This is a genomic window from Chelativorans sp. AA-79 (assembly GCF_029457495.1).
Lineage (GTDB): Bacteria > Pseudomonadota > Alphaproteobacteria > Rhizobiales > Rhizobiaceae > Chelativorans.
This window is the reverse complement of the sequence record NZ_CP120361.1, coordinates 3,419,384-3,443,020: the sequence shown is the minus strand read 5'-3', so window position 1 is coordinate 3,443,020 and position 23,637 is coordinate 3,419,384. Positions and strand designations below refer to the sequence as shown.

The window sequence follows — 23,637 nt, the reverse complement described above, 5'->3', positions numbered from 1 at the left end:
TCAACCACTGTTATGAGGGAGACGAACATGGCCTTTGAACTGCCGGACCTGCCCTATGACTACGAGGCACTTCAGCCTTATATGTCCAAGGAAACGCTGGAATTTCACCACGATAAGCACCACAAGGCCTATGTGGACACCGGCAACAAGCTGGCGGCCGAGGCCGGGATGGACAACCTCTCGCTCGAGGAGATCGTCAAGCAGTCCCACGGCAAGAATCAGCCCCTCTTCAACAATGCCGGGCAGCACTTCAACCATATCCATTTCTGGAAGTGGATGAAGAAGGGCGGCGGCGGCAAGAGCCTCCCCGGCGCGCTCCAGCAGGCTTTCGACAGCGATCTCGGCGGCTACGACAAGTTCCGCGCCGATTTCATCAATGCCGGCATGACGCAGTTCGGTTCGGGCTGGGCCTGGGTCGCGTTCAAGGACGGCAAGCTCCAGATCATGAAGACGCCGAACGGCGAGAACCCGCTGGTGCACGGCGGCACGCCGGTCCTGGGCGTCGACGTGTGGGAGCACTCCTATTACATCGACTATCGCAACGCCCGCCCGAAATATCTCGAGGCCTTCGTCGACAATCTGATCAACTGGGATCACGTCCTGGAGCTCTACGAGAAGGCGCGCGGCTGACCGAGCCTGAGGACCCTGACGAGAACCCGGCCAAAAGCCGGGTTTTCTTTCGTGTTTCCGCGGAAGGCCGCCTCACGAAAGCGTGATCGAATCTGACCGTAATTTTAAAATTGTCGGTGCGGACGGATGGTTATGGTTGGCGCGGTCGAATCCCGGAGAACGCAACTTATGAAAAAATTTCTGCTTTCGCTTTCCGCCGTCCTTCTGACGACTGCCGCGGTCACGGCCGCCGATGATCCGGTTCAGGTCCGCAAGGCGCTGATGGACGCGGTGGCGGCCTCGGCCGGCACCTCCGGCGCGATGCTGAAGGGGGAACTCGAATACAATCCCGCCGTGGCGAAGGCCGCGATCGCGACCTTCAACGGGGCGGCCCAGGCCTATGGCGATTTCTTCCCCGAAGGTTCGGACGCGGGCGAGACGACGGCGTCCCCGGCCGTTTGGGAGAACCCCGAGGGCTTCCAGCAGGCGCTCGCAAAGTTCCAGTCGGATGCCGCGGCGGCAATGCAAGCGGCGGGCCGCCAGGGCCCGGCCGATCTAGAGGCGTTCAGGGCGGCGGTCATGCCGGTGCTGTCCAACTGCAGCGCCTGTCACGAGAATTTCCGCGTACAGAATAACTAAGAAGCGATGCGCCGCGCATGGGTTCTCGTCCCCGTTGTGCTGATTGCAGCAGCGGGGGCGGCTTTCTGGCTCCTCACGGCACCGCAGCGGCTCGACGGTGCGGCGGTGGCCGCTCCGCAGCCGGGCGATTCCGCGCGTGGCGAGCGCATCTTCTGGGCGGGCGGGTGTGCATCCTGCCACGCCCGGCCGGGTGCCGAGGGCGATGCCCTTCTCGAACTCGCCGGCGGAGAAAAGCTGGAGACGGACTTCGGCACCTTCGTGGCGCCGAACATTTCGCCGGACCCGGAAGCGGGCATCGGCAGCTGGACCGAAGCGGATTTCGCCAACGCCATGATGCGCGGGGTTTCGCCCGCGGGCGAGCACTATTATCCGGCCTTTCCCTATACATCCTACGAGCGGATGGAGCCGCAGGACGTGGCCGACCTCTTCGCCTTCATGAAGACGCTGCCGCCGGTGGCCGAGGAGGCGCCCGGCCATTCCCTCGCATTCCCCTATACGTTCCGCCGCGGCATCGGCTTGTGGAAACTGCTGTACATGCATCCCCAGCCGGTCGTGGCGCTTGGCGAGGATGCTTCGGACCCGGCGCGCCGCGGCCGCTATCTCGTGGAAGGGCCCGGCCACTGCGGCGAGTGCCATACGCCGCGCAACGTCATGGGAGGGCCGGAATATGGACGCTGGCTCGCGGGCGGAGAGGCGGTGGAAGGGGAAGGCAGCGTTCCCAACATCACGCCGGGCGGCCAGGGCATCGGCTCGTGGTCCGAGAGCGACATCGCCTATTATCTCGAAAGCGGCTTCACTCCCGACTTCGATTCCGTCGGAGGTTCGATGGTGGAGGTGCAGAAGAACATGGCACGGCTACCCGCCGAGGACCGGGAGGCGATCGCGGCCTATCTGAAGGCGGTGCCGGCGGTGGAAAGCGCGAATAGGGAATAGCGAACAGGGCAGTTGACGGCGCAGCGACGGCCCCGCCAGCTACTCGCTCATCCCAACCGCCTTCAACGTGAACGCATAGCTCAACGCCGTTTCCTCGAGCCGCGAGAAGCGGCCGGAGGCGCCGGCATGGCCGGCATCCAGGTTGACCCTGAGCTGGATCGGATTGCCGCTGGTGCTGTGGTCGCGCAGGCGCGCCACCCATTTCGCCGGCTCCCAATAGGTCACGCGCGGATCCGTCAGCCCGGCAAGAGCGAGAATGGCCGGGTAGGGCTCGGCGCGCACATTGTCGTAGGGCGAATAGGCGGCGATGGTCTCGTAGTCCTCCTTGCTCGCGATCGGATTGCCCCATTCCGGCCATTCGGGCGGGGTGAGGGGCAGGGTGTCGTCCAGCATCGTATTGAGCACGTCGACGAAGGGAACCGCCGCCACCAGCGCGCGGAAATCCCTCGGCGCCATGTTCGCCACGGCGCCGATGAGCATGCCGCCGGCGGAGCCGCCTTCGGCGACCAGCCGGTCGTGGCTCGTATATCCCTGCGCCACGAGATGGCGGGCACAGGCGATGAAGTCGGTGAAGGTGTTGATCTTCCTCTCCCGCTTGCCGTCCTCGTACCAGGCGAAGCCCTTGTCCTTGCCGCCGCGGATATGGGCAATGGCATAGACGAAGCCGCGGTCGACCAGCGACAGCGGGTTCGTGCGGAAGGAGGCGCTGATGGTGATGCCGTAGGCGCCGTAGCCGTAAAGGAGACAGGGGGCCGAGCCGTCGAGCCTGAGGCCGCGGCGATGGACGAGCGAGATCGGCACCTGCTCGCCGTCGGGTGCGGTCGCCATCAGCCGGCGCGTCACATAGTCTTCCGGATCGTGGCCGGAAGGCACTTCCTGCGTCTTCAGGAGAGTGCGCTGGCGGGTACGCATATCGTAGTCGAATTCCTGCCCCGGCGTCGTCATGGAGGAGTAGGCGAAACGGAACGTGTCGGTGTCGTATTCGTAGACGCCGTAAAGAGCGAGGGAATAGGCCTCTTCCTCGAAAGCGATCATGTGCTCCTCGCCGGTTCCGCGCTCGCGCACGACGATGCGCGGCAGGCCGTCCTTGCGTTCGAGCCGCACGAGGAAATCCTTGAAGGCGAGGAAGGACATGATGAGCCGCCCGGGCTCGTGCGGCACCACTTCGCGCCAGTTGGCCGGCGCGGGATCGGCCGCAGGCGCGGTCATGATCTTGAAATCCTTCGCGCCGTCGCGGTTGGTGAGGATGAAGAACTCCTCGCCCGCCGGCTCTATGTCGTAGCGGATGCCGGGCTCGCGCGCGGCGATGACGCGCGGCTCGGCATCGGGATCGTTGGCGGGCAGGATGCGGTATTCGCTCGTCTCGTGGTCGTGGATGGAGATGAAGATCCAATCGTCGAGCCGGCTGCCGAAGACATGCATGAAGAAGCCGGGATCGGCCTCCTCGTAGATCAGCCTGTCCTCGGCGGCATCGCTTCCGACCGCGTGGAAGAGGATCTTGGAGGGCCGGTGGTTGTCGTCGAGCCGGGCGTAATAGAAGCCGCGGGTGTCGGCGGTGAAGGTGCCGGAGCCGTTCGTACCCTCCACATGGTCGTCGAGGTCGCGCTTGGTCGAGAGATCGCGCAGGCGCAGCGTGAAAAATTCCGAGCCCTTGTCGTCGGTGCTCCACAAGAGATAGCGGTGGTCGGGCGAATGGCCGACCCCGCCGATGTGGAAATAGCTCTTGCCCTCGGCCTCGGCGTCGCCGTCGAGCAGCACGTCCTCCGCGCCGCCCCCGCGCGGGATGCGGAAGAAGCGCGGATGTTCGCCGCCCTTGCGATAGGCGGTGCCGTAGGCGAAAGGACCGTCCTTCATCGGCACGGAACTTTCATCTTCCTTGATGCGGCCCTTCATCTCGGCGAAGAGGCGCTTCTGCAGCGCCTTCGTGTCCTCCATCATGGCTTCGTGATAGGCGTTCTCCGCTTCGAGATGCGCGCGGATCCCAGGGGCGAGGCTCGACGGATTCCGCAGCACCTCCTGCCAGTTCTCCGCCCTGAGCCAGCTGTACTCGTCGGTACGGGTGAAGCCGTGGCGCGTATCGGTGACCGGGCGCTTCTCGGCCTCTGGAGCGGGCAGGGCGGGAAATGCGGGGCGGGGGGACATGGGGAAACTCCTGAATATACCTGACGAAGTACTCGAGGCTGGCAAGCTGCGGCCCCCTCTCTTGCGATTTCCAACACTCAGCTTCCGCGTCGCTGCAGCCAAGATATTTGAAATCGCTATCTCTCCCGCAAGGGGAGAGATAGCGCCGGCACCGCTGTCTCCGCTCATCTCAGACGGTTGCGACTGTCGGAAGCGACGTTGCAGCGCACCTATCTCCCCCCTTGCGGGGGAGAAAGCAAATTCTTGGGCTTGGGCGCAAGCCCAAGTCCTTGGAATTTGCAAGAGAGGGGATCCAGCGCAACGGGGACTATTTCTCCTCGAACTTCAACGCAGTACCGTTCATGCAGTAGCGCAGGCCGGTGGGCTGCGGCCCGTCGTCGAACAGATGGCCGAGATGGGCGTCGCAATCGGCGCAGCGGACCTCCGTCCTTGTCATGAGGAAGGACCGGTCCTTGTGGAGCGTGACCGCGTCGTCCTCCACGGGGGCGTAGAAGCTCGGCCAGCCCGTGCCGGAATCGTATTTCGTCCCGGACGGGAAGAGCGGGCGCCCGCAGGCCACGCAACGATAGAGCCCCTCGCGCTTGTTGTCCCAATAGGGGCCGGTGAAGGCGCGCTCGGTGCCGTGTTCGCGCGTAACGTGATACTGCTCGGGCGTCAGTTCCCTGCGCCACTCCTCGTCGGATTTCCGGACTTTCGGCCGCGTCTCGCCTGCCATTGCTGATCTCCATTGCGTTTGCCGGTATGTAGGTGCCGCCGGCGCCTTTTTGCAGTCTATCCCGTTGGATCGCGTGCAACCCGTGAATATCCTGCCCTATTGTCGCACTCACCTTGCCCGTACGCACATGAACGTCTATGTCACCACCACGATTGGGGGATGCGACCGCGTATTCCCGCGCAGAGGGGCGCAATCAAAGCTAAGGGGAACCTATGGCGGCAGACGGGCAGTGGCTGACTTTTCTTGCTCTGGTCCTGCCGTTTCTGGGTGCAGCAGCAGCTCCCTTTCTCACCCGTGCCCTGGGCCACAACGCGGCCTGGGTCCTGGCCCTCGTTCCCGCGTTCCTCTTCTACCATTTCGCCGGCTTCCTAGGCGCGGTGGCCGATGGGCAGGCGATTGCAGGCGGATATCCCTGGATCGAGAGCCTCGGCGTCGACTTCTCCTGGTATCTGGACGGCCTTTCGCTCACCTTCGCGCTCCTGATCACCGGCATCGGCACGCTGATCGTGCTCTATTCGGGCGGGTATCTGAGGGGGCATCCGCATCAGGGCCGCTTCTTCTCCTTCATCCTCATGTTCATGGGGGCGATGCAGGGCCTTGTGGCGGCCGATTCGTTCCTGACACTCTTCGTCTTCTGGGAACTCACCTCGATCACCTCCTTCCTGCTGATCGGCTTCGATCACGGGCGCGAGCCGGCGCGGCGCGCGGCACTCCAGGCGCTGATCGTCACAGGCGCCGGCGGGTTGGCGCTGCTTGCGGGCCTTCTGGTCATCGCGCAGGCGACGGGCGCGAACTCGCTCTCCGCGCTTCTGGAGAGCGGGGGCGCATTGCGCGGATCGCCGCTCTATCTTGCGGCCCTTATCCTGGTTCTCGGCGGCGCATTCACCAAATCGGCGCAGTTTCCGCTCCATTTCTGGCTTCCGAACGCCATGGAAGCGCCCACCCCGGTCTCGGCCTACCTGCATTCGGCCACGATGGTGAAGGCGGGCATCTATCTGCTGATGCGGCTCAACCCCATCATGGGAGACACGCTTCTGTGGGAGACGATCCTGCCCGTCTTCGGCGGCACGACGCTCATCGTCGGCACGCTGCTGGCGCTGCGCCAGACCGACCTCAAGCTGATGCTCGCCTATACGACGGTGGCCTCGCTCGGCCTTCTCGTGATGCTGACGGGATTCGGCTCGAAAATCGCGGTCGAGGCGGCGGTGCTCTATCTGGTGGCGCATTCCATGTTCAAGGGCGCTCTCTTCATGGTGGCCGGCATCGTCGACCATGAGACGGGCACGCGCGACATCACGAGGCTGGGCGGCATAGGCCGCGCGATGCCGATCACCTTCGGGGCGGCCGTGTTCGCGGCGCTGTCCATGGGCGGGTTCGGTCCCTTCTTCGGCTTCCTGGCGAAGGAGGAGATCTATGCCGGGCTTGGCTTCGGCAGCGGCTGGAGCATGCTTTTCACGCTGGTCGCCATCTTCGGCAATGCGCTGATGTTCGCCATCGGCTTCGCCGTCGCGCTGAAGCCCTTCACGGGCAGGGCGGTTCCGACGCCGAGGACAGCCCACGAAGGCCCGGTGCTGCTCTGGCTGGGACCGCTGGTGCTCGCGCTTGACGGTCTTCTGATGGCGATCTTCTCCGCTCTCAGCCACCGCTTCGTTTCGAGCCCCATGGCGAGCGCGGTGGCGGGCGAACCCGTCTCCGTTTCGATCTCGGTCGTTCCCCATGTCGGCCTGCCGCTGCTGCTCTCCATCATCACGATTGCGCTCGGCGTCGTCTTCTACCTGACGCTCGGACGCGGCCGCGCCGCGATGGCGGGGCTGCTTGTGGCGATCGGCTGGGGGCCGGACCGGGGCTTCGACCAGTTCGTGCGCGGAACCATCCGCATCTCGGCATCGGTCACGGCTGTCGTGCAGAACGGCCGTCTCGACGTCTATATGACAGCGGTCTTCATCTTCCTGGCGGCAGCGCTGCTGGTGCCGATGATCGCCTTCGGGGAACTGCCGGCCATGCCGGACTTCGTCCCGCTGCATTTTTACGAATGGACGGTGCTCGCCATCGCGGTCATCGGCCTTGCTGCCGTGGTCTATGCGCGCGACCGGCTGACGGCCATCGTCTCGCTGGGCATCCAGGGATTCGCGGTGGCGCTGCTTTTCATGCTGCTCGGCGCGCCGGACCTTTCCTTCACCCAGTTCATGGTCGAGACACTGTCCGTCGTCATCCTCGCCCTCGTCATGACGAGGCTGCGCCTCTCGCCCACGGACCACCGTCCCTTGGGGCAGAGGACGCTGGACTTCTCGGTTGCAGCACTCTGCGGAGCGGCGCTGGGCATGCTGCTCCTGCGCATAACGCAGATCCCCTTCAACCCCGCGCTCAGCGAATTCTTCGCCGCGAACGCCCGCGTGATTGCGCACGGGAGGAACATCGTCAACGTCATCATCGTGGACTTTCGCGGCCTCGACACGCTGGGAGAGATCGCGGTGGTGATGATCGCCGGGCTCGCCATCCTGGCGCTCGTGCGCATAAAGGCCGGCAAGACCGCGAAAGCGGGGTAGAGCGGATGGAGATGATTGCACTCTTTCACACCCCCCTCCGGCCTGCCGGCCATCTCCCCCTCGAGGGCGCAAACGGCGCTGGCCGGCCCGTTTGGCCGAGTACGTCAACTTCAATACTTCGGTGTCCGTCATCATGCGTACGCTGATCTTCCGCACCACCGCGCCTTATCTGGCGAGCCTGATGGTGCTCTTCTCCATCTTCGTGCTCCTGCGCGGTCATAACGAGCCGGGCGGCGGCTTCATCGGCGGGCTGATCGCGGCCTCCGCCTTCGCCATATACGGCATCGCCTGCGGGGTCTCCCCGGTGCGACGTGCGCTCTATTTCCATCCAATGTCCATCTCGGCCTTCGGCCTGCTCGTCTCGGCCTGTTCCGGCATCGTCTCGCTGTTCGCGGGCGTGCCTTTCCTGACGGGGGTGTGGACGGAAATCTACCTGCTTGGCCAAGCGGTCGACATCTCGACCGTGCTGTTCTTCGACATCGGCGTCTATCTGGTTGTCGTCGGCTCGATCACATCGATCGCGCTCGCGCTGGAAGAGAGGGAGCACGCCTGATGGAAGCGATCCTGGCCGTGACCGTCGGCATCTTCTTCGCCGTCGCGATCTATCTGATGCTGTCGAGGCACATCATCCGCATCCTGCTCGGCGTATCCATCTTCGGCAACGCCGTGAACCTCACCATCTTCACCTCCGGGCGCGTGGTGCGGGAAGTCCCGCCCATCATTCCCGTCGACTTGGACGTTCCCGCGGGCGTTACCGCCAATCCGCTGCCGCAGGCGCTGATCCTGACGGCGATCGTCATCTCCTTCTCCTTCTTCGCCTTCCTGCTCGTTCTCGCTTTCCGCACCTACCAGGAGCTCGGCACCGACGATACGGACGGCCTGCGCGTGGCCGAGCCCGAAGGCGAAGAGCTTCCACCCCTGGGGTATTGAGATGGCGGTCCAAGCACACGAAACGGTGGATCTTTCAGGCGCCATGGTCCTGGCGCCGACCAGCCCGGCCGACTGGCTGGTCATCGCGCCCGTGGCGATTCCGCTCGTCTTCGGCGCGGTGCTTCTGATCTTCCGGCATGAGACCAGGCTGCAGGCCGGCATCGCGATCGCCGGGCTGATCGCCACCCTGGCAGGCAACGTGCTCTTGCTGTCGCACATCCTCGACCACGGGCCGGCGGTCATGACCATGGGGCGCTGGCTGCCGCCCTTCGGCATTTCGTTCGCCGCCGACATTCTGGGCGCCTCCCTTGCCCTCGTCGCAACGCTGGTCGCGCTGGTCTGCGCATTCTATTCCACGGCCGACATCGGCATGATCGGGCGCCGCTACGGCTTCTATCCCTTTCTCCTGCTCATGATGGCGGGGGTGGGCGGCTCGTTCCTGACCGGCGACATCTTCAATCTCTATGTCTGGTTCGAGGTCTTCCTTATCTCCTCCTTCGGGCTTCTGGTGCTCGGGTCGGAGCATCGCCAGCTCGATGGTGCCACGAAATACGCCATCCTCAATCTGGTGGGCACCACCTTCTTCCTGACTGCCACGGCGCTTCTCTACGGTGCGTTCGGAACGCTCAACATGGCCGATATCGCGCGCAAGGCCGACAGCGTTCGGGAGGCCGCCCCGCTCACCACGCTCTCCGTATTCTTCCTGCTCGCCTTCGCCATGAAGGCGGCGGCCTTTCCCGTCAATTTCTGGCTGCCCGCCTCCTACCATACACCTCGCATCGTCACGGCTGCGCTGTTCGGCGGCGTTCTGACCAAGGTCGGCGTCTACGCGCTGCTGCGCGTGCTCGTGATGCTCTTCCCGCCGGAACGCGCGCTTCTTTCGGGCGTGATCGCCTGGGTGGCCGCCGCCACGATGATCGTCGGCATCATGGGCGCGCTGTCGCAGACGGATTTGCGCCGGGTGCTGGGGTTCGTGGTGATCTCCAGCGTCGGGATCATGTTGGCAGGGCTTGCGCTCGGAACCGGGGAGGGGCTCGCCGGGACCGTGTTCTACGCGTTCCATTCCATGATCGTGATGGCCGCCCTCTACCTGCTTGCGGGCATCATGAACGGGTTGGGGGGCAGCTACTCGCTGCACACGCTTTCCGGCCTCTATGCGCGCCATCCGCTGATCGCCGCCTTCGCCCTCGTCCTCATCCTCGCGTCGGCGGGCCTGCCGCCCGCCTCCGGCCTCTGGCCGAAGGTGATGCTGGTGAGGGCTTCGCTCGATGCCGGCCAGGGATGGCTTGCCTTCGCCATTCTCGCCACCGGCTTCCTGACGACGCTGGCGCTCGGCCGGGTCTTCATCCTGGCCATCTGGCGGCAGAGGGATGATCAAGCTCTTCTCGAGACGGCCTCACCGTTCCATGGCTACCTGACCCTCGCCATCCTGACCGTGCCGGTGCTGTTCATGGGCCTCTACCCCCAGCCGGTGATCGACATCGCCGAGCGCGCGGCCGGAGGCATCCTCGACGCCTCGTCCTATATCGGCACGGTGTTTCCCGAGGGGGCGCTACCATGAGGCTCTATCTCATCAACATCCTGCTGGCGCTCGTCTGGACGGCGGTGACCGGCTCCTTCGCCCCGGCCAACATCGTCTTCGGTTTCCTGCTCGGCGCCGGTGCGCTCTACCTCATCCGTGAACAGGTGGGCTCGCTCGGCTATTTCCGGCGCGGTGTCAAGCTTACTGCCCTAGCGCTGCTCTTCCTCTACGAACTGGTGCTTTCGGCGTCGCGGGTGGCCAAGCTCGTGCTCTCGCCGCGCATGGAACTGAAGCCCGGCATCTTCTCCTATCCGCTCACCGTGGATCGGGATTTCGAGATCACGCTGCTTGCCAACCTGATCACGTTGACGCCCGGCACGCTGTCGGTCGACGTTTCCGAAGACCGCAAGACCCTTTACGTCCACGCCCTCGACTGCTCCGACGTGGCGCTTTTGCGCAGGGACATCGCCCAGGGCTTCGAGCGCAGGATCATGGAGGCATTTCGATGATAACGGGTGAGACCTATCTGGCCTTCGCAGAGCTTGCCGCGCTCGGCATCCTCAGTTTTTCATTCCTGCTCGCCGTCCTGCGCGTGCTGCGCGGGCCGGCTCTGCCCGACCGCGTGGTGGGGCTCGACATGCTGGTGACGATCGCGATCGGCTTCATCGCCGTGATCGGCATCCGGACGGGCTATACGCTTTATCTCGACATCGCCATCGCGCTTGGTCTCGTCGGCTTCCTCGCGACGGTGGCCTTCGCGCGATTCGTGATGAGCCGCCGCTATGAGGAGGAGTTCACCTCGCCCGATCCGCTCGGGCTTTACGGGGAGGAGCGCGAGTGATCGAGCTTTTCCAGAACCTTTTGGTGGGCACGCTGATCCTCATCGGCGCCTTCTTCGCCTTCGCGGCGTCGATCGGACTCCTGCGCCTGCCCGATCTCTACACCCGCATGCACGCGGCGTCGAAGACGGGAACCCTGGGCTCGGGCGCCATGCTAATTGCGCTCGCCGTCTATACGGAGGACCATGCGACGGCATCGCGGGCGCTGGCGGCGATTGTCTTTCTTCTTCTTACAGCGCCGATCTCCGCACATCTTCTGGCCAAGGCAGCCTATGCGGCAGGATATCGGCTCTGGAGCGGCTCAGTACATGACGACATGGCCACGGAGAAGGTTTCGGACGTTGAGCGGCCGGACGAAATATCTTGAGCAGTTCTTTGCGAGTTGAAACATCCTTCCATACTTAGGACGTAATTCGCCTGTATCGTATTCTGTATTTCGACACTCGCGAATTTCCGCCAGACGGGCTGCTGCGGCACTTTGGCTATTGAAATCATTACTAGCCGGCACTATTTCCAAGGTGCGTCGGCCCGATGGCTGGTTCCCAGCTTCATTGCAAATCGAAACAAGTATAGCGGCTGTAAAATACAAAAGTGCATGAAAAAAATTGTGAGTTGACGCGTTATATCGGGTGGTGGATACCCCTGTCCCCACTGGACAATCGTGCCGGTTAGATTAATGAGATCGGTTTCAAGGGGAAGAGGAATGTACAAGGACGCAGGTGGGGGCAACATTACGCTGGGGCAAGATATGGAAATGGATGATCTGACTACAAAGAATGATGATGTGCTTATGGAACTGACGGCCGATGTTGTCGCTGCTTATGTCAGTAACAATCCGGTTCCGGTTTCTGAACTCTCAAATCTGATTGCGGACGTGCACGCGGCCTTGGGGAGGGTTACGCGCACCACCGAGCAGGTTGCGACCGAAAAGCAGAAGCCGGCAGTAAATCCGAAGCGCTCGGTGCACGACGAGTACATCGTCTGCCTGGAAGACGGCAAGAAGTTCAAGTCGCTCAAGCGACATCTCATGACACATTATGGCCTGACGCCGGAGCAGTACCGGGAGAAGTGGGGTCTCGATCCGAGCTATCCCATGGTCGCTCCGAGCTATGCGGTCGCCCGCTCGCAACTCGCCAAGAAGATGGGTCTCGGGCGCAAGCGCAAAGCCAAATAACGCAAAGACATCTCTTTCGAGAGAAAAGCAGCGGCGCCGTCAGGCGCCGCTTTCTTTTTGCCTTGCTCTCCACCGCCGTCGCATGGGGCGCGGCCTTATCCTCTCCTCCTCACGCGCCGGTCTGAGGCGGTCGTAAGCCTGCTTGAGCGCGATGTGCCGGTTGAGGTCATAGCTCCAGTGACGACGCGCCCCCTTGAGGCGCTCGCGCTCGATGAGCCTGCCGAGGCGGGCGAGGAGCGCCGTCCGCTCCTTGCCCGTCGTCGCCAGCGCGGCGCTCAGATCGATCCCGGAGATGAGAAAGAAGGCGGCGCACTGCCGCGCTTCCGAAACCTGCTGCGCCTTCTCCCGGCGGAAGGCGTGCACCTCTTGTTCCAACATGCCCATGCATGGTCTCCCTTTGATTGGTCGCCACAGTCTGGGCCTGGCGCGGCAGGTGGGGAGAAAATTCGGCGAAAAAAATCTCTCGGAAAACAAAAAAGCCTTTTTGAACAGCTGGTTGGGTTCAGCCATCGGGAATATTTGTTCTCTTTTTGTTCCCCTACGTGCCGACGCGGGATATAAGGAAAATATTCCTCGATCAAGAAGGGGGCATTCCGTGCGATCCAACGCCGCAAGCCAGTTGCAGGACAAGAACGAAAGGAGAGAGGGGAGAGCGTGCGTGGCAGCGCCGGTCGGCCTGCTGCTGCCCAGGTTGAGCCCCGTCAGCGAGGAGAGGGTGACCGACATCTGCGAATGCGTGATGGACATCGTGGCGGCCCTCTTCAACGTCAGTGGGAAGGAATTGCGGCGCCCGGGGCGGAGTTCGATCAGCGTGACCCGGGTGCGGCAGATCGGGATGTATATCGCCCATGTGGTGCTGCGCCTGAAGATGGCCGAGATCGGCCGCGGCTTCGGACGCGACCGCAAGACGGTTCAGCACGCCTGCCATTTCGTCGAGGACATGCGCGACGACGAGGATTTCGACAGGATCATCCACTTGACCGAGCGCGTGACCGTGGCGGCGTTCCGCCACACGGAGGTGATGCGATGAAGCGGCCCATGAACGATATCGGGGATACCGCGCGCCAGAAGCTGCGGGTGGTTCGCTTCCTGTCGGCCGGCGCCGCGCATGCGCGCCCCGCTGCCGGCCGCGGCACGGTTCTGCTCGATGGCGGCGAGCGGGGCACGATCTCGGCGAGCCTGGGCGCGCTGTCGGCCCTGGCGCGGGAGGGCCTCGTCGCCGAAGCCGGCGGGTTGCTCTCGCTTTCGCAAGAGGGCCGTGCCCTCGCGATGCGCGACCGGCATCCGCAGGAGCCCTTCCGTGCCCAGCACCTGGAGCTCGGCACCCGCATGGTCGCCATGGAAGGCGGCGAGCAGGTTGTGCCGGCGAATCTGGCGGAATCTCCACTCGCCCAGCTTGCCCGGCGGCGCGTGCGCGGCGGCCAGCCCTTCCTGGAGGAGGGCGAGTTCAGGGCGGGCGAGAGGCTGCGCGCCGATTATACGCGCGGTCAGATCATGCCTCGTCTGGGCGCGAACTGGAGCGAGGCGGTGGCGAGCGGACAGCGCGGCAGCAGCGAGAACGGTATCGCGGATCTTACGGACGCCGCGCTCGCGGCGCGCCGGCGGGTGGACGACGCACTTACTGCGGTGGGGCCGGAACTGGCCGGCGTCCTCATCGATGTCTGCTGTTTCCTGAAAGGGCTCGAGAAGGTGGAGATGGAGCGCGCATGGCCGGCGCGTTCGGCGAAAGTGGTGCTGAAGGCGGCGCTCGGAGCGCTCTGCCGCCACTACGAGCCGCAGCCCCGCGCCCGGCGCCGCACGATCCTCCACTGGGGTGCGGAAGGGTACCGGCCGTCGCTGCGCTGACCCGAACGGCGCGGCCCGGATCAGGCCGCGCTCATCGCCGCACCTGCTTCCTCCTTCATGCGCTGGATCATGGCGCGCAGCCCGTTTGCGCGCTGCGGCGTCAGATGCTCGTCGAGGCCGAGCGCGCGCATCGTCTGCTCCGCATCGGTTTCGAGGATCTCGCTTGCCCGCCTGCCGCTGAAGAGCGCGAGCATGATGGCGACCAGCCCGCGCACGATGTGCGCGTCCGAATCACCCTGGAAGGTGATCACCGGATCCGGCCCTTCGCCGATCCGCGTCAGGAGCCAGACCTGGCTCACGCAACCGCGCACCTTGTGCTGATCGTCGCGGGCGGTATCGGGATAGGCCGGCAGGTCGCTGCCGAGCTCGATGATGTAGCGGTAGCGCTCCTCCCAGTCGTCCAGGAAGGCGAAGTCGTCCCGAATGGTATCGATGCTCGTGATCATGGCCCGCATATAGTGGCTCGGGTCCGCTGCGTCACGGGGAAATCCCGATTTGGCCGCCCGGGATCACCGCGCGGCCGGAACGCCTTTCTCGGCGGGAACGGGTTCGCGGGGGAGGATGTGGGCAGGCTCGGCATCGTGCGCCGCCTCCTCGATCAAGGACTGGGCAAGCCGCACGCCCTCCCTGGCTTGAGCGGCAATCGCGGCGAACACCACCGTCGCCGTCGCGCATATGTCGGGCCGGCGCTCGCAGATGGAGGTGAGGCCGGCGGGCGTATCGCGGGCTGCGGAAAGCGCCTGCGGCGGACGGGCCTCTCCTTCCTTTGCCGTTTCGCCGCTCAGGTCGATCGGCAGAACCAGGAACAGGAGCGACAATCCTGCGACGGAACGAACAAGCAGCCCCATTTTTCCTCGTGTCCTCGAAAGTTCCACTCGGTACCCGCCTTCAAAGCCATGGAAGCCCTTCAAATTTGCCTAAAATTTTCGGCGAACACGCAAAGAAAGCCGGAGTGAAAGCCTTCGAATCAAGTTTTCTTCAACACCGTGGGATTACAGCAACGGCACCCTAACCATTCATCCGATTGAAAATGCTGGAAAAAACAGCGCCAAGGCTCTCGCCGACGGTTGTTTTCCCGCTCCCGGAGAAGCCTGGATCCGGCGACCGTTTGTTAACCATGACCGTAATCGAGGCTGCGGAAAACCCGCATACAGGCGCCGATGAGCCCCCTGCCGGGCAGGCGTTTATCCATTCCTTAAACGGTGGGTGCGAGGGTCGGCCAAGAACGAGAGCCCCGACAAGCGGACAAGAATAGAGCGCGTCGAGTTGAACACGAGAGCGTCCCAGAAAGCAGACCTGCCCCTTCGGTTGAAGGACGCCTGCGAGCGCCTGCTGCATCCCTCCGTCGCCGCCGGCGAGGAGCGGGAGAGGCAGCTGCGGCTCGTTCAGGTGCTGCTGGCCGCGCCGGTGCTGGCGGCACTGGCGACGGCCGAAATCGCCGTGCGGCAGGTCGGGATGGCCGGGTCGCTGGTCGCCGTCGCACTGGTCTTCGGGCTCGGCCTCCTGGTGCCCCTTGCATTGATCGCCACGGCAAAGCGGCAGCTCATGGAGCCGTTGGCACTGCTGCTGGCACCGCTGGCGCTGGGAGCGCTTCTGGCCGCCGCGGGCGGCCCTGCCTCCCCATTGGCCGTTCTCTCCGCGGCGATTGCGATCGAAGCCGGCTGGATCGGCCGGACGCGGCGCGCGGTCGCCTTCGGTCTCGCTGCCGCCGCCGGTGCGGTGGCCATCGGCGCCGGCATTCCCGCCGCCTTTGCCGCGGGCACGGTTGCGCCCTCGGCCTGGCAATGGCTGGTCCCGCTCGTCTATGCGACGACCCTTCTGGCGCGTTTGCATTTTGCCGCTCCCGCTTCGCAGGAAGTGGCCAGCGAACCGCCAAGCCCCGCCCTGGAGGAGATGGTCGGCACGGCGGTCCTGCGCCTGCAGGCTTCCGGCGACGTGACCTATGCTTCGTCCAAGGTGGAGGCTCTGTTGGGGGTCGCCCCGGAAATGCTGATGGGCACGGGGCTTTTCGACCGTATCCATGTGGCCGATCGGATCGCCTGGCTTTCCGCGCTCACCGATATCAGGGAAGGCGCGGGCGCGCGCCTGGTGGGCATGCGGGTGCGCGTGCCGGCGAAGAAGCCCGGCCTGCCGGCCCAGGCCCTCTACCGGAATTTCACCTGCGACCTCATGGGCGAGGCGGGCGAAGGACGCGTGATCGCTCTCCTGCGCCAGGATGCCGACACGGCCGCGCTCGAGCAGACCCTGGCCGAGACGCGGCGCATGGCGGAACTCGCCATGCATTCGAAAGACCAGATCCTCGCCTCCGTCAGCCATGAGCTGCGCACGCCGCTCAACGCGATCGTCGGCTTCTCGGATATCCTGGCCAACGAGATGTTCGGCAAGTTCGCCAATGACCGGCAGCGCGAATATGTGGAGATGATCCGCGAGGCCGGCAATCATCTCCTCTCGGTGGTGAACGCCATCCTGGACGTCTCGAAGGTCGAATCCGGCGCCTACGGGCTGCAGGCCGAGAGCTTCTCATTCGAGGATGCCGCCCGCTTCTGCGTGGCGATGGCCGCACAGCAGGCCGAGGCGAAGCCGCTACGCCTGAAGGCCGAGATCGCCAAGGATATCGGAGCGGTGCACGGCGACCGCAGGGCGGTCCAGCAGGTTCTCATCAACCTGCTCTCCAACGCCGTGAAGTTCACGCCGGCGGGCGAGGTGAAGCTGACGGCCAGGCGCAGCGGCGACCGACTCGAATTCACGGTCAGCGATACGGGTATCGGCATCTCCGCCGAGGATCTGGAACATGTGGGCACGCCCTTCATGCAGGTCCGGAACGATTACACGCGCAAATGCCAGGGGACGGGGCTGGGCCTCGCCCTGGTGAAAGGGCTGGTCAGATTGCAGGGGGGCGGCATGAGCATCGAAAGCGCTCCCGGCACGGGCACGCAGGTCCATATCTCTTTGCCGGCGGGGCCGGTTGACGCGGAGCACGGGACGGAAGAGACCGGCATCGTGCACGGTGGAGCGAACTGGAACGGCGGGTGGTACGATGACACGTTACGCAAAACGGCCTGACGCAAAGCGGCAAAACAAGCGGGCGGGCTGGCTGCGGGCCGGGATATCCGGCGTTGCAAGCGCGACCGCCCGCAATCCTGTCGCCGTCGGCGGCACGACGGCGTTCCTGGTTTCCCTCGCATTCGTTTCGGCCAACGCGGTGTTCTATCAGCCGCAGGTGCATCCGAACGCTTTCCTGTCGACCCGGGAGCTCGGTCCCAGGGCATTGCCCGATGCCGCGCCGGAACATCCGCATCCCCGCGCGGCGCCGCGGGACGTCCGTCAGGTCGATCCGTTGCCCGATGCAGGCGCGGGCGAGGAAGCCGACCCCGGTTCGACCGGCTCCGTGCCCGTCCAGGCCGATGGCGACGAGACCGTCCGCTCGGTGCAGGACGTGCTGAGCGACCTGGGCCTCTACCGCGGACCGATCGACGGAATGGCGGGGCCGCAGACCAATGCGGCGATCGAAACCTACCGCCGCGTCGTCGGCCTCGATGAGGGTCATCAGATCGATGCCGCCCTTCTTAACCAGCTCGGATTGGGCAGCGGCGGGCAGTCGGCCCCGGCGCCGGCCGAGCCGGGCACTGATCATGGCGTGCAGACCGCTTCCGCCGAGGCGGGCGATGCGACGATCCGCAGGATCCAGGCGGGCTTGAAGGCGTTCGGCAATGATGGCATCGAGATCGACGGCATGATGGGCGCGCGGACAGAGCAGGCCATCCGCGAGTTCCAGTCGCTGTTCGGGCTTCCCGTCACCGGGGAGCCGGACGCCGTGCTGGTCACCAAGATGAAGGAAATCGGACTGATCAACTGACCGCCGCCCGTTCCGGGCGCGGGTCGCCTGCAGGAGTCGGAAAATGCGCCTCACCAGCGACTTCTGGGTTTCCGCGCTGGTCAAGCGCATTTTTTCGGATGGAGGTTTTGCGGCCGTCCGAAGGCGCGGTGCCGGCGGAGCGGGAGCCGTCTTCATCATCCGGCGCACGAGGCTGGGTGAACTGGAGCTCTATGCTCCGGCACCGCAGACGAGCTATGACGAGGCCAAGCCGAGCGACCGTCAGTTTCAGCTGGTCCTGGCCACCACGGACGAAGACGAGGTCGAGACGCGGCTTGGGCGCGAGATGCGCTTCGATCCCGACGTCTGGGTGGTGGAGATCGAAACCGCGGCGGATCTTTCCGGCTACCTGGAACTGATCAGCCCGTAGGCACTGTCGAGCGGCGGACCTCGTCCTCGCCGTCCTCCTCCTGCCAGTCGAGGATCTTCTCGCGGGCGACTTCGATCGCCAGCGCATCATACCGCACGCAGAACAGGCGGATCGCGGCAGGACTCGTGACCTGGGCCGGATAGGCCGCCAGCGTCAGCAGCAGCGCCTGTTCGGGGGAAAGCGCGAGCGCCCTCAGCGCCAGAAGCAGGTCGGAATAGGTGGCACCGTCGACGAGGCCGCGGGCGCGAGAGGTGCGAAGCCCGAGGGCGCTGGCGAGCTCCTCGGTGAAGCGCCGTGTATCCCCCGACAGTGCGGCATCCCGCAGCGGAAGGTAGGGAGAAGCGGGCACCGGCGTCCCGGCGCCCTTGCCGGGCCCGTCGCCCATGAGCGTGCGGAGCTGGTCGCGTACGGCCTCGAGCGCGCTCGGCTCTTCTGTCGGGGAAGCGTCGGTTATGGGCGCAGGCCCCTCCGGCTCGGCACGGGCCAGCAAGGCGCGGATCAGGGCGGCCACGACCGGGTTGAGGCCGTTGCGCCGGGCGATGGCGCGCGCATGCGGAACGCCGTGATGGGCGATCAGGGCGATGAGGTCGACATCGTTGAATGCCCGCGAGTGGACGAGGAGGGGGGCCGCGATCTCCACCGGCTCCTCGGCGAGGCGGCGGACGAGGAGGCGGGGCGCGGGATCGCAGTCGCGCAGCGCGGCGGCGGCGAAGCGGCGCGTTTCGGGCGGAACGGACTCGAGCAGGCCGAGAGCGAGGTCGTCGAGCTGCGCGGCCTCCTGGCGCGTCGGGTGTGACAGGGACGAGAACGCGGAAACGGCGGCACGGAAGACGTGCTCGCTAGGACGCGGCCCCCGTTCCAACGCAATATGCCTGAAATCCGCGACTGACACGCAACTACACGCCCGGGATCTGGAAGTCATAGCGAAGCCGCCGCATCCCCCGCGGCGAACCCCCATCCAGTGCAGGGTAGCTGCAATGCGTTAGCGAGCCATTAACCGCAAAATTAAGGATAATGTTCACCACAGGCGCGTGGCGCTAAGGAACTGTTAACCATAACCTGCGTTGATCCCGGCTGGGGCGTCCGCGTATCGAGTCCGGCATTAAGCAGGAATCCGAGAGATGGCGACTATCCTACCCTTCCCGCAGCGCGCGGTGCGGAGGACCGGCGATCGGCCTCCGGCCGACAGTGCGGTGATCATCATGTTCACCGGTGTGCGATACGAAAGACGCGACGGCGAGGACGGACGGGCCCCCGCAACCGCATCGCCGCAGGACCTCCGGCAGAACAGTTCGAGCTAAAGGCTCTCATCCAGAGCGACGGGCCGGCAGCTGAGATCGCCGAGGAAGGCATCGACGACGCCCCGCCAGGTGTCGTCGGGCAGGAAGACCCGCACGAGCACGATCCCTTTCTCCGCGCTGGTTTCGACGAAGACGGACCGGCCAAGCTCGTCGGGAACGCCGCTGCGCACCTGTTGCATCTGCGCGGAGTTGAGCGCGACGAAATCGAGCGCGCTGCCGCTCCCCGCCCGGTCGCTGACGCTGAAGACGTTGAGGCCGTTGTCGTCGTAGATCGAAAGCGACCAGAAGGGCACAGCCCCGGACGACCGGACATGGACGGGGCCGTCACCGAGGTCGAAGCGGCAGGCCGTTGCGACGAGGAACGGGTTCTGCGTCGCCGCGGGTTCCCCCAGCGCGTCGGAGTCAAGCTGCACGACGGCATAGGGTGCGGCAACGGCCGAAAGGCGCGACCAGATATCCCGCTCCGAATAGGCCGGCAGCATGAACAACACCACCAGATGCACGATCGCGGCACCGACGAGGCCGAGCAGGACGGCATAGACGAGCTTAAGCATCGCAGCCCACCCGGACGATCTGAGGAAGCGCGAGTTCGGTAAGCTGCAGGCCGGCCGACACGGGGGTGTCGAGCAGGGTGAGGACCAGATGCATCGCGCCCGCTCCGGTGACGGCGAGCCAGTTGTCCGGCTCCGGGTGAGGGGAGACGGTGATGGTGAGGGGCTGATCCGGCCGCCGCAGGATCATCTGTGAATGGAGCGCGGAGATCCGGCGCCCGAGAGGCGGGAGGGGCTTGCCTGTGGCGTCGGTTGCATGAAGCGTCCACAGGCGCGCGCCGGGCACCGGCCCCTGGACGCGGTAGGTGCAATCGCGGCTCAGCGCCTGGCCCGCCGAATCCCGCACGGCGGTGAAGACGATGCCCTCCGAGCGTCCGAGCGGAATGCCGCCTTCGCGGGCGAAGCGCGCGCGCGAATAGGGGTCCGCCTGTGGCGTTCCGGCGTCCGGGAAGGCCGTCCATGGACCGGCGCCGACCGCCCCCACGGGCGAGGCGGTTTCGAGGAACGCGGAGAGGCTGCCCGCGCCGCCACCGATCGCAATCACGAGCACGAGCAGGGTGAGCAAAGGCGTCTTCAGCATCGAAATCCGTTTCGGAAAGGCTCTATCGAATAGGCAAAGATAACGGCAGACGCAACTTTGCGGGACAAACCGGCATGCGGTGCGCTCAAAGGGCGGATAGGGTTTCGGGATCCCTGGCCGGCTCGAGCGCCGGCGCCTCCCGGAAAAGCCCGAGCATGCCATAGAGCAGGTTGCGCGTGGCGAGCGGCATGCTCGGTGCCGGCAGGCGCAGGCCGCCTTCACCGGCCTCCGGCTGGGCCGCGGCGACGGCTTCACCGTCTTCGGCCGGCAGCGGGTTCTCGATGCCGGGAATGGGCTTGAGCTCGATATTCTGATGCGCATAGGCCATGAAGCGCTGCCAGACCATGGCGGGCAGGGTGCCGCCGGTCATGTCGTGGGTGGGGCGGTAGTCGTCATTGCCCAGCCAGACGGCGGCGACGTAGTCGCCGGTGAAGCCCACATACCAGGCATCGCGATAGGACTGGGTGGTGCCCGTTTTTCCGGCGGAGCGGATATTGGGAAGCGCCGCGCGGCGCCCGGTGCCGCGCTCGGGCACCTGGACGAGCATGCTGTTCATGGAGGACACGGCCTGTTCGGAGAGCACGCGGCGGGGCGGCGGCGCATCGCTGCGGAAATCGTAGATCACCTTGCCGGAATGGCTGCGCAATTGCAGGATGCCGTGCCGTGTTCCGACATAGCCGCCATTGGCGAAGACGCTGTAGCCCGTCACCTGGTCCATGACGGTCATGCCCGAGGTGCCGAGCACCATGGTCTTGTGGCCGTTGAGCGGGGTTTCCACACCCATGTCCTTCACCAGCTTCTGGATGACGTCGATGCCGAGATAATCGCGCGCAAGCCGCACGGGAACGGTATTGTAGGAGCGGGCGAGCGCGGTGGCGAGGTCGACGCGGCCCGCGAAGCTGCGGCCGTAGTTCTGCGGCGACCAGTTGCCCCAGGAGATCGGGGCATCGGAAACGACGGTTTGCGGCGTCAGCCCGGCCTCCATGGCGGCGGCATAGACATAGGGCTTGAAGGAGGAGCCGGGCTGGCGGGCCGCCCGCGTGGCGCGGTTGAACTGGCTCTGGCCGTAGTCGCGCCCGCCGACGAGCGCGCGTACGGCGCCGTCCGTACCCATGAGCACGATCGCGCCTTCCTCGACGTCGTAGTCCTTGCCGTATTGGCGCAGGTGGAACTCGAGCGATTCCTCGACCGCCTTCTGCAGGTCGAGATCGAGGGTGGTGCGCGCGACGAGCGAGTGTGTGGCGCCCTTGGGCACGATCTTCTTCACCTCCTCGAAGGCCCAGTCGAGGAAATAATCAGGCGCCTCGCGCTCGCCCCGGTCGACGGCGCTGGCGGGATTGAGGCGGGCGGACAGGACCTGGCCTTCCGTCAGGAAGCCCGACTGGATGAGATTGGTGAGCACCTCGTTGGCGCGGGCGCGCGCCGCCGGCAGGTTGATATGCGGCGCATAGCGCGACGGTGCCTTGAAAAGGCCGGCGATCATGGCCGCTTCCGCCAGCGTGAGGTCCTTCACCTGCTTGTTGAAGTAGAAATCCGCCGCCGCCGCGATGCCGAACGAGCCGCCGCCGAGATAGGCGCGATCGAGATAGAGCTGAAGGATCTCCTTCTTCGAAAGGTTCGTCTCGAGCCAGAGGGCGAGAAAGGCCTCCTTGATCTTGCGCTCGACGGTCCGCTCGTTGGAGAGGAACAGGTTCTTGGCGAGCTGCTGCGTGATCGTGGAGCCGCCCTGGACGACCGAGTTGGCGCGCATGTTTTCGGCGAGCGCCCGGAAGAGGCCGACGAAATCGATGCCGAAATGCTCGAAAAAGCGCCGGTCCTCCGTGGCCAGAACGGCCTTGATGACATGATCGGGCATCTCGTCCACCGGCACCGAATCGCGCTGCCGGATGCCGCGCTGGCCGATCTCGTTGCCGTATCGGTCGAGGAAGGTGACGGCGTAATCGTCCTGCGCGCGCCAGTCGCCCGCCGTCTCCTGAAAGGAGGGGGTGGCGAGCGCCAGCATCACCACCGCGCCGGCGGCAAGCATGGTGAGGCCTTCGCTGAAGAATTCGGCGGCCGCGCGCTTGCCGCCGTAGACCCGGAAGCGGCGGAAGAAGATCGTGAGATCTTCCCAGAGCTCGGACGCCTTGAAACGTGCCTCATAGAGGGTGGAATCGATCCACGCGTCGATGTCGAGGAATATCGTGGCCCTCGGCGCCTTCCCTTTACTCGGTTTACGCTTCTCTTCCATGACGAGGCCGCCCGGCGTCTTTCCCATCATTTTTATTTGCCGCACAACGGCGCAACGGCAAGGTATGCGCGAGCCTACCCCGCCTCAACTTAACACATTCCGTCGCGGAAGGGTTGATTCAGGTTAAATCACGAAGCATGAACTTTCCGTGTCGGGTATAGGAATTTAGTCCTTGACACCGTGACGGTGGTTTGGTAGGGTTCAGGCATCGTCGGAAAAGTGGGTCTGGCGGCCGGGCTTGAAGGGAAGGAGCCTGGGAGGCGGACCCGCCCCGGCATCGCAATCGACGAGCGTCGCGCCGCATGGCCCGGCGCTTTTTTTGTGCCGATTTCCTGGAGGACACCATGCGATACGGTTCGGCAGCCGCCCAGCGGACGGCGATGCGCGCGCTTTTCGAAGGTGCGCCGGCGACACTCGACTTGCTGGCGCGCGCCGGCGGGCGCACGGAGGCCTTTCTGGTGCGGGTCGCCCGCGAGGAGGGGTGGAAGGAACCCGCCTTCGACGTGGACCCGGAGGCGCTTGAGAAACGGCTGGTCACGCTTTCGGACCGGCTGGTGGGCGACCTGGAGGCCGCGAGCGCGGAGGGCCGCGCCGCAGGCAGCTACGACAAGCACCGCATCGATGCGCTCGCGGCCATGCTGAAGATGGTCGAGAAACTGGGCGAGATGACCCGCCTGCCCGAACGCGCCGCAGAAAGGCAGAACAGAAGCGATGCAGACCTGGCCGCCGCACTCTCCCTCATCGATGCCCGCATCGTGGAGCTCGCTTGTGCGCTCGCAGCAAGCATGGGCGGCGGGGAAGCTGACGGGGGAGGCGGCGCAGCGGATTCTTTCTGAG

26 protein-coding genes are annotated in these 23,637 nt (G+C 65.1%); 17 read left to right on the top strand and 9 right to left on the bottom strand.

Going from position 1 to position 23,637, the window contains the following annotated elements:
• Positions 1-27: 27 nt before the first annotated feature.
• The 3 genes from PVE73_RS16860 to PVE73_RS16850 all read left to right on the top strand — a co-directional run bounded on the left by PVE73_RS16860 (position 28) and on the right by PVE73_RS16850 (position 2,181).
• Entirely contained in the window at positions 28-630 is a 603-nt protein-coding gene (locus tag PVE73_RS16860) for a superoxide dismutase (RefSeq protein WP_277363349.1), read from the top strand.
• A gap of 168 nt (positions 631-798) precedes the next feature.
• A complete protein-coding gene (locus tag PVE73_RS16855; protein WP_277363348.1) occupies positions 799-1,248 on the top strand; it encodes a cytochrome c in 450 nt (149 codons plus the stop codon).
• A 6-nt stretch (positions 1,249-1,254) separates the two neighbouring features.
• On the top strand, positions 1,255-2,181 hold the full coding sequence (locus PVE73_RS16850; RefSeq protein ID WP_277363347.1) for a cytochrome c: 927 nt from the start codon (positions 1,255-1,257) through the stop codon (positions 2,179-2,181).
• Between the two features lie 39 nt (positions 2,182-2,220).
• On the opposite strand, the gene PVE73_RS16845 is transcribed toward PVE73_RS16850, so the two are convergent.
• Together PVE73_RS16845 and msrB are read right to left on the bottom strand one after the other, a co-directional pair.
• A complete protein-coding gene (locus tag PVE73_RS16845; protein WP_277363346.1) occupies positions 2,221-4,323 on the bottom strand; it encodes a S9 family peptidase in 2,103 nt (700 codons plus the stop codon).
• A 307-nt stretch (positions 4,324-4,630) separates the two neighbouring features.
• Positions 4,631-5,038 (bottom strand): peptide-methionine (R)-S-oxide reductase MsrB, encoded by a 408-nt coding sequence (gene msrB / locus PVE73_RS16840; protein WP_277363345.1) that lies wholly within the window; start codon positions 5,036-5,038, stop codon positions 4,631-4,633.
• 212 nt (positions 5,039-5,250) lie between these two features.
• On the opposite strand from msrB, the gene PVE73_RS16835 reads away from it, so the two are divergent.
• From PVE73_RS16835 to PVE73_RS16800, 8 genes are all read left to right on the top strand, one after another.
• Positions 5,251-7,584 (top strand): putative monovalent cation/H+ antiporter subunit A, encoded by a 2,334-nt coding sequence (locus tag PVE73_RS16835; protein WP_277363344.1) that lies wholly within the window; start codon positions 5,251-5,253, stop codon positions 7,582-7,584.
• Positions 7,585-7,717: 133 nt separating this feature from the next.
• Positions 7,718-8,137 carry a Na+/H+ antiporter subunit B gene (locus tag PVE73_RS16830; RefSeq protein ID WP_277363343.1) on the top strand — a complete coding sequence of 140 codons (420 nt, stop codon included), beginning with the start codon at positions 7,718-7,720 and terminating at the stop codon, positions 8,135-8,137.
• Positions 8,137-8,514 carry a Na+/H+ antiporter subunit C gene (locus PVE73_RS16825; protein ID WP_277363342.1) on the top strand — a complete coding sequence of 126 codons (378 nt, stop codon included), beginning with the start codon at positions 8,137-8,139 and terminating at the stop codon, positions 8,512-8,514. The genes PVE73_RS16830 and PVE73_RS16825 overlap by 1 nt, the downstream gene beginning before the upstream one ends.
• 1 nt (position 8,515) lies before the next feature.
• Entirely contained in the window at positions 8,516-10,075 is a 1,560-nt protein-coding gene (locus PVE73_RS16820; protein WP_277363341.1) for a Na+/H+ antiporter subunit D, read from the top strand.
• Positions 10,072-10,545, top strand: a complete 474-nt coding sequence (locus PVE73_RS16815; protein WP_277363340.1) for a Na+/H+ antiporter subunit E — start codon at positions 10,072-10,074, stop codon at positions 10,543-10,545. The genes PVE73_RS16820 and PVE73_RS16815 overlap by 4 nt, the downstream gene beginning before the upstream one ends.
• Positions 10,542-10,877, top strand: a complete 336-nt coding sequence (locus PVE73_RS16810) for a cation:proton antiporter (protein WP_277363339.1) — start codon at positions 10,542-10,544, stop codon at positions 10,875-10,877. Before PVE73_RS16815 ends, PVE73_RS16810 begins: the two co-directional genes overlap by 4 nt.
• Complete coding sequence (gene mnhG, locus PVE73_RS16805; RefSeq protein WP_277363338.1) at positions 10,874-11,242, top strand: monovalent cation/H(+) antiporter subunit G; 369 nt, start codon at positions 10,874-10,876, stop codon at positions 11,240-11,242. The genes PVE73_RS16810 and mnhG overlap by 4 nt, the downstream gene beginning before the upstream one ends.
• Positions 11,243-11,623: 381 nt before the next feature.
• A complete protein-coding gene (locus PVE73_RS16800) occupies positions 11,624-12,049 on the top strand; it encodes a MucR family transcriptional regulator (protein WP_277367490.1) in 426 nt (141 codons plus the stop codon).
• 39 nt (positions 12,050-12,088) lie between these two features.
• On the opposite strand, the gene PVE73_RS16795 is transcribed toward PVE73_RS16800, so the two are convergent.
• The gene (locus tag PVE73_RS16795) at positions 12,089-12,427 is read right to left on the bottom strand and encodes a cytoplasmic protein (RefSeq protein ID WP_277367489.1); all 339 of its coding nucleotides are present in this window, start codon (positions 12,425-12,427) and stop codon (positions 12,089-12,091) included.
• Between the two features lie 280 nt (positions 12,428-12,707).
• Here PVE73_RS16795 and PVE73_RS16790 point away from each other — a divergent pair, with 280 nt between their 5' ends.
• Positions 12,708-13,079: a helix-turn-helix domain-containing protein gene (locus tag PVE73_RS16790; RefSeq protein ID WP_277363337.1), complete on the top strand. Its 372-nt coding sequence runs from the start codon at positions 12,708-12,710 to the stop codon at positions 13,077-13,079.
• An 8-nt stretch (positions 13,080-13,087) separates the two neighbouring features.
• Positions 13,088-13,894 carry a DUF6456 domain-containing protein gene (locus PVE73_RS16785; protein ID WP_277363336.1) on the top strand — a complete coding sequence of 269 codons (807 nt, stop codon included), beginning with the start codon at positions 13,088-13,090 and terminating at the stop codon, positions 13,892-13,894.
• Positions 13,895-13,914: 20 nt separating this feature from the next.
• Here the strand turns inward: PVE73_RS16785 and PVE73_RS16780 are convergent, their stop codons facing one another.
• Both PVE73_RS16780 and PVE73_RS16775 read right to left on the bottom strand, forming a co-directional pair.
• On the bottom strand, positions 13,915-14,340 hold the full coding sequence (locus tag PVE73_RS16780; protein WP_277367488.1) for a SufE family protein: 426 nt from the start codon (positions 14,338-14,340) through the stop codon (positions 13,915-13,917).
• Between the two features lie 63 nt (positions 14,341-14,403).
• Entirely contained in the window at positions 14,404-14,742 is a 339-nt protein-coding gene (locus PVE73_RS16775; protein WP_277363335.1) for a DUF5330 domain-containing protein, read from the bottom strand.
• A gap of 418 nt (positions 14,743-15,160) precedes the next feature.
• Between PVE73_RS16775 and PVE73_RS16770 the strand changes: the two genes are divergently transcribed.
• From PVE73_RS16770 to PVE73_RS16760, 3 genes are read left to right on the top strand one after another with little or no spacing between them, the layout of a single operon-like run.
• Complete coding sequence (locus tag PVE73_RS16770; RefSeq protein ID WP_277363334.1) at positions 15,161-16,957, top strand: PAS domain-containing sensor histidine kinase; 1,797 nt, start codon at positions 15,161-15,163, stop codon at positions 16,955-16,957.
• On the top strand, positions 16,932-17,750 hold the full coding sequence (locus PVE73_RS16765) for a peptidoglycan-binding protein (RefSeq protein WP_277363333.1): 819 nt from the start codon (positions 16,932-16,934) through the stop codon (positions 17,748-17,750). Before PVE73_RS16770 ends, PVE73_RS16765 begins: the two co-directional genes overlap by 26 nt.
• Positions 17,751-17,793: 43 nt before the next feature.
• On the top strand, positions 17,794-18,138 hold the full coding sequence (locus tag PVE73_RS16760) for a DUF1491 family protein (RefSeq protein ID WP_277363332.1): 345 nt from the start codon (positions 17,794-17,796) through the stop codon (positions 18,136-18,138).
• Here the strand turns inward: PVE73_RS16760 and PVE73_RS16755 are convergent.
• The 4 genes from PVE73_RS16755 to PVE73_RS16740 all read right to left on the bottom strand — a co-directional run bounded on the left by PVE73_RS16755 (position 18,128) and on the right by PVE73_RS16740 (position 22,800).
• Positions 18,128-19,000, bottom strand: a complete 873-nt coding sequence (locus tag PVE73_RS16755) for a hypothetical protein (protein WP_277363331.1) — start codon at positions 18,998-19,000, stop codon at positions 18,128-18,130. The two genes, PVE73_RS16760 and PVE73_RS16755, sit on opposite strands and share 11 nt — an antisense overlap.
• 435 nt (positions 19,001-19,435) lie before the next feature.
• Entirely contained in the window at positions 19,436-19,993 is a 558-nt protein-coding gene (locus tag PVE73_RS16750) for a DUF1254 domain-containing protein (RefSeq protein WP_277363330.1), read from the bottom strand.
• Positions 19,986-20,570 (bottom strand): DUF1214 domain-containing protein, encoded by a 585-nt coding sequence (locus tag PVE73_RS16745; protein WP_277363329.1) that lies wholly within the window; start codon positions 20,568-20,570, stop codon positions 19,986-19,988. Before PVE73_RS16745 ends, PVE73_RS16750 begins: the two co-directional genes overlap by 8 nt.
• Positions 20,571-20,655: 85 nt before the next feature.
• Positions 20,656-22,800, bottom strand: a complete 2,145-nt coding sequence (locus PVE73_RS16740; RefSeq protein WP_277367487.1) for a penicillin-binding protein 1A — start codon at positions 22,798-22,800, stop codon at positions 20,656-20,658.
• Positions 22,801-23,144: 344 nt separating this feature from the next.
• Between PVE73_RS16740 and PVE73_RS16735 the strand changes: the two genes are divergently transcribed.
• Positions 23,145-23,636 carry a hypothetical protein gene (locus PVE73_RS16735; RefSeq protein ID WP_277363328.1) on the top strand — a complete coding sequence of 164 codons (492 nt, stop codon included), beginning with the start codon at positions 23,145-23,147 and terminating at the stop codon, positions 23,634-23,636.
• Position 23,637 lies beyond the last annotated feature (1 nt).